General features: G+C 50.3%; 11 protein-coding genes. All 11 read left to right on the plus strand.

Going from position 1 to position 12,331, the window contains the following annotated elements; all coding sequences use genetic code 11:
• Positions 1–15: 15 nt before the first annotated feature.
• The 11 genes from HNQ92_RS23025 (at position 16) to HNQ92_RS23075 (ending at position 12,322) form a co-directional block, all read left to right on the plus strand.
• Positions 16–1,386 (plus strand): glycoside hydrolase family 140 protein, encoded by a 1,371-nt coding sequence (locus tag HNQ92_RS23025; RefSeq protein ID WP_184177815.1) that lies wholly within the window; start codon positions 16–18, stop codon positions 1,384–1,386.
• A gap of 105 nt (positions 1,387–1,491) precedes the next feature.
• Complete coding sequence (locus HNQ92_RS23030; protein WP_184177817.1) at positions 1,492–2,805, plus strand: serine hydrolase domain-containing protein; 1,314 nt, start codon at positions 1,492–1,494, stop codon at positions 2,803–2,805.
• Entirely contained in the window at positions 2,805–3,830 is a 1,026-nt protein-coding gene (locus HNQ92_RS23035; RefSeq protein ID WP_184177819.1) for a Gfo/Idh/MocA family protein, read from the plus strand. The genes HNQ92_RS23030 and HNQ92_RS23035 overlap by 1 nt, the downstream gene beginning before the upstream one ends.
• A gap of 282 nt (positions 3,831–4,112) precedes the next feature.
• Positions 4,113–6,467 (plus strand): TonB-dependent receptor, encoded by a 2,355-nt coding sequence (locus HNQ92_RS23040; RefSeq protein WP_246440712.1) that lies wholly within the window; start codon positions 4,113–4,115, stop codon positions 6,465–6,467.
• Between the two features lie 282 nt (positions 6,468–6,749).
• A complete protein-coding gene (locus HNQ92_RS23045) occupies positions 6,750–7,139 on the plus strand; it encodes a nuclear transport factor 2 family protein (protein WP_184177822.1) in 390 nt (129 codons plus the stop codon).
• Positions 7,140–7,227: 88 nt separating this feature from the next.
• On the plus strand, positions 7,228–8,541 hold the full coding sequence (locus tag HNQ92_RS23050; RefSeq protein WP_184177824.1) for a TlpA family protein disulfide reductase: 1,314 nt from the start codon (positions 7,228–7,230) through the stop codon (positions 8,539–8,541).
• 386 nt (positions 8,542–8,927) lie between these two features.
• On the plus strand, positions 8,928–9,344 hold the full coding sequence (locus tag HNQ92_RS23055; RefSeq protein ID WP_184177826.1) for a hypothetical protein: 417 nt from the start codon (positions 8,928–8,930) through the stop codon (positions 9,342–9,344).
• Positions 9,345–9,414: 70 nt separating this feature from the next.
• Positions 9,415–10,083 carry a DNA alkylation repair protein gene (locus HNQ92_RS23060; RefSeq protein ID WP_184177828.1) on the plus strand — a complete coding sequence of 223 codons (669 nt, stop codon included), beginning with the start codon at positions 9,415–9,417 and terminating at the stop codon, positions 10,081–10,083.
• Between the two features lie 365 nt (positions 10,084–10,448).
• On the plus strand, positions 10,449–10,706 hold the full coding sequence (locus HNQ92_RS23065) for a hypothetical protein (RefSeq protein ID WP_184177830.1): 258 nt from the start codon (positions 10,449–10,451) through the stop codon (positions 10,704–10,706).
• A gap of 399 nt (positions 10,707–11,105) precedes the next feature.
• Positions 11,106–11,981, plus strand: a complete 876-nt coding sequence (locus HNQ92_RS23070) for a hypothetical protein (RefSeq protein WP_184177833.1) — start codon at positions 11,106–11,108, stop codon at positions 11,979–11,981.
• Positions 11,982–12,001: 20 nt separating this feature from the next.
• Positions 12,002–12,322 carry a hypothetical protein gene (locus HNQ92_RS23075; RefSeq protein WP_184177835.1) on the plus strand — a complete coding sequence of 107 codons (321 nt, stop codon included), beginning with the start codon at positions 12,002–12,004 and terminating at the stop codon, positions 12,320–12,322.
• The last annotated feature ends 9 nt before the right edge of the window (positions 12,323–12,331 follow it).

Consider the following 12,331-nt stretch of genomic DNA (forward strand, 5'->3'; position numbering starts at 1 on the left):
GTAAACGCTCTTTTTATGAAAAAACAATTCCTTTTTCCCCTCGCTTTGCTGAGCCTGCTGGCGGGTACCTCGCGGGCGCAGCTCCGGGTGAGCGACAACCAAAGGTACCTCCAGACTGCCGACGGCAAGCCTTTCTTCTGGCTAGGCGATACGGCCTGGGAGCTTTTTCACCGCCTCAACCGCGAAGAGGCCGACAGGTACCTGAAAAACCGGGCCGACAAGGGCTTCACGGTGATACAAGCCGTGGCGTTGGCCGAGCTCGACGGCCTTGATACGCCCAATCCCTACGGCGATAAACCGCTGCTCAATAATGACCCCACCAAGCCCAACGAAGCCTACTTCAGGCACGTCGATTACATCATCGACAAAGCCGCCGAGCTGGGACTCTACATCGGGCTGCTGCCTACCTGGGGCGACAAGGTATTCAAAGACCGGTGGGGCAAAGGCCCGGAGATCTTCACGACCGCCAGCGCCCAGGCCTACGGCCAATGGCTGGGTGCCCGCTACAAAAACCGCAAAAACGTGATCTGGATCATCGGCGGCGACCGCAACCCCCGCCACGATGCCGACGTGGCCGTGTGGCGGGCCATGGCCGCCGGGGTAGTGGCGGGCGTGGGCGGTCAGGACAAAGCCCTCATGACGTTTCATCCGCAGCCCAATGGCCTTGAGGACGCGGGCTCGGCCAAGTGGTTTCACCAGGATGCCTGGCTGGACTTCAACATGTTCCAGACCGGTCACTGCCGCGAGAACAACGTCTGGGACCGCATTCAGGTAGCTTACAACAAGGTACCTACCAAGCCCGTGCTCGACGGCGAAACGCTCTACGAAGATCATCCGGTTTGTTTTAACGCCAAGGATCTGGGTACTTCCAGCGCCTTCGACATCCGAAAGCACGCCTACCTGGACGTATTTGCGGGCGCTTTAGGCCATACCTACGGCTGCCACGATATTTGGCAAATGTACGCGCCGGGCCGGGAGCCGGTCAACGGACCGAATCACTACTGGTACGACGCCCTGGACCTGCCGGGGGCTTCCCAGATGAAGTACCTACGCCGCCTCATGGAGTCGCGCCCGATGCTCGACCGCGTGCCGGACCAGAGCCTGATTACCGACGCCCGCCACGAGCACGACCGCACCCAGGCTACGCGCGGCAAAGACTACCTGATGGTGTACTCCTCGGAGGGAAAACCCTTTACGGTCAATCTGGGAAAAATCAGCGGCAGCACCCTGAAAGGTACCTGGTACAATCCCCGCACCGGCGAAGCCAAAGACGCGGGTACTTCTCCAAACCAGGGGCAAAAGCTGTTCTCGCCACCCAGCCAGGGCTACGGCCAGGACTGGGTACTACTGCTGGACGACGCGGCTAAGGGGTACCCGCTGCCCTAAGTACCCTGGGTACTTTCTCAAAAAGGAGCGCGAAAGAGTGGTAGAGTAGCGTTTTTTTCGTCTTTGTGGGGAAAGATTCTTTTTCGAAGCCCTTTACCCATCTCTATGAAACAAACGCTACTTGTACTCCTGCTCAGTGGGGTACTTTACGGCACTGCGCCCGCCCAAACCAAGCTTACTGCCCCACTTCCCCACCAGCAGCTGAGCGTAGCCAAAAATCCCGAAGCGGTGGGTGTGTCGCCGGAGCGGCTGCGCCGCCTGGACGCCGCCCTGAAAGCCATCGTGGACGACGGTAAGGTACCCGGCTTGGTGGCTATACTGGTGCGCAACGGGCAGATCGTGTACCACCAGGCCTACGGCTTGGCCGACGTCGCCACCCAGCGGCCCCAGCGTACCGACGATATTTTTCGGATCGCCTCCATGACCAAGGCCATCACGGCCACGGCCGTCATGATGCTCTACGAAGAGGGTAAATTTGCCCTGGACGACCCTATTTCGCGCTATATTCCTGAATTCAAAAATCCCAAGGTACTTAAGTCGTTTTCCTTTGCCGACTCCAGCTATACCACCGAGCGGGCCGGCTCGGAGATCACGATCCGGCAGTTGCTGACGCACACCTCGGGCCTGGGCTACGGCGTCATCGACGGCGACGAGCGCTTCCGGGCCATGTACCACAAGGCGGGCATCACCGACCTGTTCACGACCGCGCCAGTCCGGATCGGGGAGAGCGTCAGGAAGCTGGCCGCCCTGCCGCTGCACCACCAGCCCGGCGAAAAGTACGTCTACTCCGAAGGCCTCGATGTGCTGGGGTACTTTATCGAGGTGGTGTCGGGCCAGCCGTTCGACGTCTTCCTGCGTACGCGGCTCTTTGAGCCGCTGGGCCTGAAAGACACGCACTTCTACCTACCCGAAGCGCAACGCGCCCGCCTGGTACCGATCCAGAAGCCCGATTCGGCCCGCAAGTGGGTACCTTATCCAGTGACGTTTTACGACCCCAACTACCCCGCGACGGGAGCCAAAACCTTCTTTTCGGGCGGAGCGGGGCTATCTTCCACCGCCCGCGACTACGCCGTATTTTTGCAAATGCTCGTCAACGGAGGTACCTACAACGGCCAGCGCTTCCTGAGCCGCTACACCACCGAGCTCCTCACCGTTTCTAACCAGACGGGTACCCTCTACGGCGGCGAGGCGGGGTACATGCATTTTAGCCTGGGCTTCAGCGTTGTCACGCCCAAGGGGCAAGACCGGGGCCTGGGCCGGGCCGGAAAATTCAACTGGGGAGGGTACTTCAATACCAACTACTTCGCCGACCCGCAGGAAAAGATCGTGGCCGTGCTCATGAAGCAAACCCGCGACGTCTCCGGCGATACCAGCGAGGCGACGTTTATTCGTATGATCTACCAAACTTTGGATAATTGATGGAAGAGAGAAAATTGAAATTTGCGGTGCTGGGGACCGGTTTCTGGGCCAACTACCAAATCCCCGCCTGGCAGGAACTGGACGGGGTGGAGCTGGTGGCCGTCTACAACCGCACCCGCGCCAAGGCCGCGCAGATCGCCAACCGCTTCGACGTACCCCGCGTGTACGACGACGCCCAGGCGCTGCTCGACGCCGAGGAGCTGGACTTCGTGGACATCATCACCGACGTCGACACCCACCCGCACTTCACCGAGCTGGCCGCCCGCCGGGGCGTGCACGTGATCTGTCAGAAGCCCATGGCGGCCTCGCTCACGCAGGCGCAAGGGATGCTGAGTCTGTGCCAGCAGCAGGGTGTGCAGCTCTACATTCACGAAAATTTCCGCTGGCAGGCCCCCCTGCGGGCGCTGAAGCGGGCACTGGCGGCTGGTACCATTGGGGCGCCCTTCAAGGCGCGAGTATCGTTTTGCTCGGCTTTTCCGGTATTTGAAAACCAGCCTTTCCTGGCCGAGCTGGACAAATTCATCCTGACCGACGTCGGCTCGCACGTGTTGGATGTGTGCCGCTTTTTATTTGGCGAAGCGCGCTCGCTCTACTGCCTCACGAAGCGCGTCAATCCTAAAATCCAGGGCGAAGACGTAGCCAATGTACTCATGGAGATGGAGAGTGGGCTGCACTGCTACGCCGAAATGTCGTACGCGTCCATCCTGGAGAAAGAGTCCTTTCCGCAAACGCTGGTACTGGTGGAAGGCGAGCGCGGCTCCCTGCACCTGACCCACGATTTTGAACTAAAAATCACTAAGAAGTCCGGTACCGAGTCGGAGGTCGTGGAGCCCGTCATGTACCCCTGGCTGGACCCCGACTACGCCGTAGTACACTCCAGTATTGTGGACTGCAACCGGGACATCCTGCGGGGCTTGCAAGGGGGTACTTCAGAAATGACCGGCGCAGACAATTTCCGCACCGTGCAGCTGGTCTGGGCCTCCTACGAGTCCGCCGCCACCGGCCAGGTGATGCGTTGGAAGTAAGGGAGCTTGTGTACAGTCGGAGACTGTGTTTATTTCTTACCACTAGCCCCAGGCTAGCGGCAGCAAGGGATTCCTCGACTTAAAAGCGGAGAAATCCTACAAGGTACTTTATACAACGATTCACCGAGCAAGAGCGGTGGCAAGGGTACTTGGTAGAAGTAAACAAAAAGTACCCCCGACCATTTTTACCGATGGATGCAGAATCGAAAATTATTTTTTAGCAAAGCAAAGGGTAAACTCAAGTAAGGGTGTCATGAGGCCGTAAACAAAAAAAACAGCCTTATGAAAGCCATGAAAGTACCCTTCCTGTTGCTATTGAACTTAATCCTATTACTTGCCGCTGGTGTAGCAGCGCAGGATTTAACGCAAACGGTCCGAGGGAAAATAGTCGATCACGATTCCAAAGCTCCCGTTGAATTTGCTACTATTGTAGTGGTTGGGACCGAGCCTTTGCTGGGTACTATTTCGGATAATAATGGCTATTTTTCGATAAAAAAAGTACCCGTTGGGAGAGCAACCATCAAAGTAAGTCGGATTGGCTACGAAGAGAAGATCATTCCTAATTTGGTGATTATTTCCGGAAAAGAAACCGTATTGGACCTTGAACTGAAAGAGTCTTTCGAAACCCTAAAAGAAGTAACGATTTCATCCAGGCAGCATAAGTCCGAGCTTACGAATGAAATGGCTCAGGTGTCGTCCCGAGGGTTGTCGGTGGAGGAATCGAAACGATACGCCGGGGGGATTGGTGACCCTGCCCGCTTGGTATCTTCCTTTGCGGGCGTAGGCTCTACCGGCGATGGCAATAACGACATCATTGTACGGGGGAATAACCCCCGGTTTGTGCAATGGAAACTGGAAGGGACGGAGATACCCAACCCTAACCATTTTTCCCAGGAAGGGTTGACGGGTGGCCCCATTAGTGCCTTAAATAGCCAAATGCTAGCCAATTCGGAATTCTATACGGGCGCTTTTGCGCCTGAATATGGCAATGCGCTATCCGGTATTTTTGACATGCGGTTGCGAAAGGGCAATAGCGAAAAGCGCGAACATAGCTTCTCGATTGGCGTATTGGGGACGGATATTACCACGGAAGGTCCTTTCAAAGCGGGCGGTAAAAGCAGCTATTTAATCAATTATCGGTATTCTACTTTAGCTTTAATAAGCAGTCTGGGAATTCTGGATTTTGGTGGGGTGCCCAAGTACCAGGACCTCTCCTTCAAGATCGTTATTCCTACCGAGAAAGCAGGTACTTTTTCCCTTTTTGGTTTGGGAGGGCTGAGTAACATCAAAACCGAATCGTTTGATCCGGAAAATCAGGAGGTCGTAAACGAAGAATTTCAGCAAAAAGGGCGACTGGGCGTGGTCGGTATCCGGCATTTGATTAATCTAAATAAAAAATCCTACGTCAGCTCCACGCTAGCCTATGCCACCAATGGCAGCGAAAATAGCAGTTTGAGAGCCTTTGATACGCCAACCTTACAGGAAGACCTTCATTTCAATACAAGCAATACTAGCCTTAGGCTGAATACTACCTTTAACTACAAACTCAGCAACAGGCATCTTTTTCAGCTAGGTACTGTCTATTCTCACTTTGATTTTAATTTTAAGTCCAGGTATTTTGACGGCGCGGCTGGAAAGTTTGTCCAAACGCTTGATGTGGATGGTACGGCCCAGTTGTCCCAATCCTTTGTGACGTGGAAATGGAGAGCCACCGAAAAACTGAGCCTGGTCACCGGGCTGCATAGCCAGAATACGTCTCAAAACCAGTCCGTAACGATCGAGCCACGTAGTTCATTACGCTATGACCTCCCCCGCGGACAGGCGTTAACCGCCGGCCTTGGGGTACATAGTAATATGACTTCCCTGGGCAACTACTATGCGATCACGTACGATACGGAAGGAAATAGACGGGTTCCCAATACTGCCCTGGGATTGCTTAAGGCGCGGCACTATGTAGTGGGCTACGAAAATAAACTGTCTAAAAATCTCTTTCTCAAGGTAGAGGCTTACCATCAGGACTTGTACGATATTCCCGTAGAGGCGGGCAACAGCAGCTATTCGTTAATCAACCAGCAGGCCGAATTCCCAGATCGGGTTCTGGTGAATGAGGGGAAAGGCAAAAATACGGGCCTTGAACTAACCCTGGAAAGGTACTTTGCCGATAGTTACTATTTTTTGGTCACGGCTTCCTTATTTGATTCAAAGTACCAGGCGGGCGACCGCGTTTGGCGAAGCACCCGGTTTAACAAAAGGTATATTGCCAACGGATTGTTTGGGCGAGAGTTTAAAGTGGGGACAAGTAAGAATAATAGCCTGGGTATCAATTCTAAAGTTTCCTGGCTGGGCGCAAACCGACTTTTGAACATTGACCTGAAGGAATCGGTTGAAAAAGGGTATGCCGTATATGATGAAAGGAATGCGTTTAAAAAGAAAGGGGAGGATGTATTCAGTTTGAACGTGGCGGTAAATTATAGAATCAATAGATCGAGGCTTAGTCACGAATTTAAGGTGGATGTGCAAAATGTAACCAACCAGAGTGCCGTCATTGATTTGTACTATAACGCCGTTAACAAAAGTATCGAAGAGGTGAAACAGTTGCCTCTGTTGCCCATAGTAAGTTATACGCTCAACTTTTAGGGTACTTTGTTTCAAAAGCAATACTTTTCTTTAGAGTAGAATAAGCGGCCTCAGCCTATCTTGATGATCTGAGACCGCTTATTCTGATGTAAAAAACAGCCTGTGGCATGGGGCCACGAGATTTTTTGTATCTTATGCAGTAGTTTGGCGATTAGCCTTGGCTTTACATCGTCGGAGCTGGTGACTATCAGTAGGAAAGTACCCGACTATTTCGATCGTATCTCTTTCTTTCGATGTCGTTAGCGATTCATGAAGCAAACCGTTGAATTCGTAGTCGTACCCATGAATAACAGAGGAATTATCACTGAAATATTTTCAGAATTATCAAAAGGGAATGATGAGCCCTTCTTGGAATCAATGAGTGAGGATATGCAATGGAATTGGATGGGTTCCGGGGCATGGTCTAAATCTTTCGTCGGGAAACCGCAAGTGCTGAATGACTTATGGGCAAATGTGAGAGCTACCCTCAAACAACCCTATCAAGTCATTGTGCACCGAATCATAGCCGATGGCGATTACGTAGTCGTCGAGATGACCGGGCAAAACGAGACCACTAGCGGTATACCCTATAAAAATAACTATTGCTGGGTATGTAAACTAAAAGACGGAAAAATCTGCGAAATAAACGAATACATGGACACGGAATTGGTTTCAAAAGCTTTTGGCGGATAAGAAAATAGAAAGCAGGTAGGTAGCGGGTGGAGAGTATCCAGCTTCATAGCCATAAAAACATACCATTAAACGATAACACATGCCTAGTATGAAATTTCAATTGTTACCTCTCATCGCTATTGGCGTAGCCTGCTCACTGAGCTGCTCAGGACAGCACTTAGTGGAGCTCCCACTTACGCAACAGGACGGATACGGGTACTTCCGCTCGGCCTTAGCTGGGATCTCGACGTATTCAGAAGAAGAAAATGATCCTTGGAAAAAGACGCATTTATCAGTAACCGGAGCGCCAAAGAATTGGACTGACGTGAAGTACGGGGATATTGAGACAAACATGCTTCAAACCGTTTACCAAAACTATTTGCTCGGAAATATCACCAAAGAATGGTATGAAGAATTGCAAAAATCGTGGGATTGGGTACCCGATACCCTTGCGCTGTCCAAAGAGCCGTTAAAATGCAAAATTGCCTTTGCGATGGGGAAAGACCCCGCGGGCGTTATGAACATGGTAGTGGATGCCAATAATAACCTTGATCTTAGTGATGATATACCCTTTGTGCCTTTCAAACTTTCGCCTACAGGAAGATTGACCGATTCTGTTGCATTAAGCAATGCCATTCAGGTTTCGTTTGAGCGGCTAGGAAATACTAAAAAACAGCTACTTACTGCCCCGCTTTTTATTGGCCACTTGGCTGAGTATGATGCGTTCATGTACAATTTTCCTCAATACTCCATCGCCGAATTCAAAGGAGAGAAAATGGCCGTTTGTTCGGATGGGTTTACAAGTTTATCCTATACTAATGCCGTGGTGGCTTTAATTCCAGACACCCTAAAAAAGGATATGAAAATAAACCCTGACCGATTGATAGAAAAAAATGAGTTCATTGAAGTGAAGGGAGAGCTCTACCGAAATGTTGGCGTGAATACCAATAAGAATACATTGATCTTAGAAAAAATGGCGCAGTCCAAAAGTGAGCTATATTCTACCCAAGTCGGGTTTAAAGCCTTCCCTTTTGAGGGCAGCGATTTCGTTACAGCCTCCAACGTATCTTCGTCTAGCTTAAAAGGCAAGTATGTATTGCTCGATTTTTGGGCGGTATGGTGCGGACCCTGTATACAAGAACTTCCTCACCTGAAAAAGCTTCAAGAAACAGCGGATAAAGATAAATTCCAAATAATCAGCATCGTGGCAGAAAGTCCTTTGGACCAGCTTAAAGCCATGATCAAAAAAGATTCTATAACCTGGACGCAAATCGTATCGGATGATAGTAACAAAATAAAAGAGACCTACGGAATTCAAGGGTACCCTACCACTTTCCTCATCGATCCTGATGGTGTCATTGTGGCCAAAAATTTGAGAGGGAAGGATTTGGAGGAGAAAATTTTTAGTTTGATGAAGAAGTAATCAGTAGCCGCGAGGAAAGCTGGGTGGGTTTAGCGGTTATGGTGACAGTCGGAGACTGTGATTATTTCTCACCACTAGCTGCAAGCTAGCGGTAGCGAAAGCAAGGACAAAGAAGGAGAAATACAAGAAGTCATTCAGACAATTGAAACAAAATCAATTTCATTCACCACTAAGACGGCGACTTTTAGGCAGAGTAGTTGGATAACACCAGGATTTTGGCTAGACGTTCCCGAAGGTTGGAGAAATGAATACTGCGCCTAAAAAAATGTTTATTCGAGCTTGGGGTGAAGATTAATTTTAAGTTTTTTTTGAATTTTGTTTAGTAATGTAGGACAACTCGCGCTTCAAAAACCTAAGCTGCCATAAACATAAACGTTATGTGAAGTATGAATGAGGTAATTATCATAGCTTTAATTATATTTCTAATCTTTTCTTTTAGTTATATTCAAAACAAAAGATTTCAGTACAAATTACGAACCCTCAACGAAAGTAGACCAGATCTTGACCGTGCGGAATATGTAAATATACTTGTTCAAAAAGGATTTGATAAGCTTCATGCTGAAGTGGTTCATGACAAAATCAGGGAATTTGCACAAATGGATGATTTTTCAATCTATCCAGAAGATGATCTTCCTAATCTATACCGGATGGATGATATGGATATCATGGAAATGGTTGACAAAATTTGTAAGGCCCTCCATTTACGTAGAGCAGAAGAGGTAGACTTTAACGAGCTTAATGAAAAGATAAAGGTAGTTAACGCGGAATATATATTGATGCTAACTAAAAAACTGGCCGCTTAGATAATGTGCCTACTGTACGGCATTTATTTTTTTGGATTAAAGTACCTAGACTCAACAGAAAAAACAAACCATGACCCTCAACGACATCTTCGCTCAATTTAAATCCTTGCATAACGAAAAAGTGGCGGCTCATAACGTCAAGTACGGCGCGGGCGACAACCAGTTTGGGGTGAAGCTGGGTGATATCAGGAAGTTAGCGGCCCAAATTAAAACCAACCACGCTTTGGCGCTGGAACTTTGGCAAACGCAGTACGTCGAAGCCCAACTACTCGCGTGCCTGATCGTAAAACCCAAGGAATTGTCGACCCAGGAGCTGGACGCCCTGGTGAAGTCAATCGTTTTTGTGCACGTAGCCGACTGGTTCAACGCCTACGTGCTAAAAGAACATCCCGAAAAAGAACGGTTGCGGGAGCAGTGGCTGCATTCGGAGAATAAGTGGGCGGCCCGGTCGGGTTGGAGCCTCATGGCCGGTCGGATCGCGAAAAAGGCCGATGATCTGGACCTGGCCGGGCTACTTAACTACCTGGAGACGGAAATGCCCAAGGCCGCGCCCGAAGTGCAGTGGACCATGAATACGGCGTTGGCGTACATCGGGATTCATCACCCCGCCTACCGACAACGAGCTCTGGAGATAGGGGAGAAGCTGGGAATTTACCGCGATTTCCCGGTTTCGAAGGGATGTACCTCGCCCTTCGCGCCCATTTGGATCAACGAAATGGTGCGTCGGCAAGAAAAGTAAAAAGCGATTAAAAGACTGGACTCGTATCCGAAGAAATCAGTACATTTACGCACCGCGAATTTCCGTACCATTAAAACGACCCGACTATGCTCCAACAACTCTGGTTAGTACTCAATGTAGGCCTAATACTCTTCTTCCTTTTACTTTGTTTTAGAGCCACAAAATTGCTTCGAGAAAAATGGGGACTTCTTACGGCCGTATTTTTTGGGTTGGGTCTGCTGTCGTTCATCGGTAGGTCAAACGTAAAGCCAGCCAACCACGAGTTCCACTCCAATCTACCCAAAACGTACTCATTTACGGCCGAGGATAGTTTATATAGAGACGCAAGCTCTAGCTACTACGTGGATGTAGAATTGGAAAAAACGATGACCTCCACCTCCAGACTGCACATTACGTACGGGAAGTCCAAGCAAGGACAGGTAAACGTTCCTACCACGGCCAATTCATTAACTTCCGGTTTTGTGGGTGGTACGGACTGGAAGCCCCAGATGATAACTGTATACCGTACGAAGGACAATCAGGCGTTCAAGTACTTTGTCAGCGGGGTAGTGGAGTGGTCATTATTCGGGGTTAGACTTTACTCCGAGCCAAAGCAGTACGAAGGTTTGGCGATGATCCCATGATCGCTTGGCCTATCGTAACCATCAGGTACCTAGTTAGCACGTTAAAAAGCGTTTTGTTATGAATTTATTCAACAGATTCAAAAACTGGAAGGGGAGCTTGTCGCCCCTAAAAAGATTGTTTGTTTCCTTTGTTATCTTTTGGTTCTTTAATCTGATTCTTCATGTAGTCATTTTCCATTTCATGCCCCGCATCGATTATTCGTTGAGTTACCATCTAGTATATACATTTTTTTTAACCATTTTATTTACTCTTCTGTTCAAGTGGAAGGAGCTAAAAGACGTTTTTAAACGGCAAAGTACCCAGTAGTGCCTGGCCGTGCCGTGGGCCCCAAAGCAAAAAACACAACTCACTTCATACCTACTACCTTAACCTACTAAACGTTTAATTTTTTAGGTACTATGAAGCGTTTTCTTTTTTTGTGGTTTTTGTTTTTGGGCGGTGCCTTTGTGCTAGCCAGTTGCAACAGTCAATCCGCCCAAACCGGAAAAAGCAGTCAATCCGCGGAAGGAGCATCCGCCGGGGGCCCAACCCAAACCTACGTAGAGGGGAAGGACTACCTGGTCTACGAGCGGGTCAGGCTGCTGGATCAAAACGGCTTTTCGCAGCCCGTGGAGGCGTACAGTATATTACTGCCCAGTGGCTGGACGCAGGAAAGCGAAGTAGTTTGGACCAAAGGTACCGTATGCGATGGTACTTCCTCCTGGATGAAAGCCCGCTCGGCCGACGGGAAATTTAGTATTCAATTCTTTCCCGCCCGCATTTACGGGTGGAACGATAACCCGGTACTCAACCAAGCCAACACCCAAACCGAAAACTGTACCCTCATGCAGCCCACGGAGGCCGAAGCGTACCTGCGGAACGTGTTTGGTCCCGAAGAACTAGGCAACCCGGACGTCGTGAACGTGCGCCTGAACCAGGCGGTGGTGGCACAAATGCAGCAAAAGAACGAGGCGTTTGTCCGGGAAATGCAGCAGTACGGCTCCGGGCGGATCACGTTTAACCAAACGGCCGTGAATGCCGACGTGCGCTGGCGCGACGGCACGGCGGGTTTCGTTATTTTAGGTGTCAACGTATCCATCGGCGGAGTACCCAATATCTATGACGGTACCTCCAGTACGATCTACACCACGGAGGCTTCCCCGCGCATTGTTTTTAAGTACCCCCAAGGCGAAGAAGAAGGTGCGAGGCGGCAATTGGCGGCCATCATGAGCAGCTTCAGGACCAACCCCGCCTGGGCCAACGCCGTAAACGGGTACGGCAACAAAGGAACGTAGCTCACCAGGCGCGGATACGCATGAACGACGAACTCACCCGGAGCATGGGCGCGGCGGCGATCAAACGCGGGCAGGAACGGCTGAACGACATGGACCTGCAAATGCGCAGCTGGGAGCAGCAACAAAGTACCCAGGACCGAATGCACACGAATTTTGTCAAAGCCATTCGGGAGGTCGAAACGTTTCAAGACGCCAGCGGTACCTACGAAATGTCGTCCAGCTACGATCATGCCTGGAGCCGCAACGACGGCAACAGCTTCGTGATGAGCAACAACCCCAATTTCGATCCGCAGTTTGTGTTCAAAGATCAAAGCTGGGAGCCCATGAAGAAAGTAGATTAGTACACGAGC

This window comes from Rhabdobacter roseus, assembly GCF_014202275.1.
In the GTDB taxonomy this organism is placed as follows: domain Bacteria; phylum Bacteroidota; class Bacteroidia; order Cytophagales; family Spirosomataceae; genus Rhabdobacter; species Rhabdobacter roseus.

Excerpts from the sequence above, each read along its gene's own strand:
- HNQ92_RS23025 (WP_184177815.1), top strand. The coding sequence starts at position 16 with ATGAAAAAACAATTCCTTTTTCCCCTCGCTTTGCTGAGCCTGCTGGCG.
- HNQ92_RS23030 (WP_184177817.1), top strand. The coding sequence starts at position 1,492 with ATGAAACAAACGCTACTTGTACTCCTGCTCAGTGGGGTACTTTACGGC.
- HNQ92_RS23035 (WP_184177819.1), top strand. The coding sequence starts at position 2,805 with ATGGAAGAGAGAAAATTGAAATTTGCGGTGCTGGGGACCGGTTTCTGG.
- HNQ92_RS23040 (WP_246440712.1), top strand. The coding sequence starts at position 4,113 with ATGAAAGCCATGAAAGTACCCTTCCTGTTGCTATTGAACTTAATCCTA.
- HNQ92_RS23045 (WP_184177822.1), top strand. The coding sequence starts at position 6,750 with ATGAATAACAGAGGAATTATCACTGAAATATTTTCAGAATTATCAAAA.
- HNQ92_RS23050 (WP_184177824.1), top strand. The coding sequence starts at position 7,228 with ATGAAATTTCAATTGTTACCTCTCATCGCTATTGGCGTAGCCTGCTCA.
- HNQ92_RS23055 (WP_184177826.1), top strand. The coding sequence starts at position 8,928 with ATGAATGAGGTAATTATCATAGCTTTAATTATATTTCTAATCTTTTCT.
- HNQ92_RS23060 (WP_184177828.1), top strand. The coding sequence starts at position 9,415 with ATGACCCTCAACGACATCTTCGCTCAATTTAAATCCTTGCATAACGAA.
- HNQ92_RS23065 (WP_184177830.1), top strand. The coding sequence starts at position 10,449 with ATGACCTCCACCTCCAGACTGCACATTACGTACGGGAAGTCCAAGCAA.
- HNQ92_RS23070 (WP_184177833.1), top strand. The coding sequence starts at position 11,106 with ATGAAGCGTTTTCTTTTTTTGTGGTTTTTGTTTTTGGGCGGTGCCTTT.
- HNQ92_RS23075 (WP_184177835.1), top strand. The coding sequence starts at position 12,002 with ATGAACGACGAACTCACCCGGAGCATGGGCGCGGCGGCGATCAAACGC.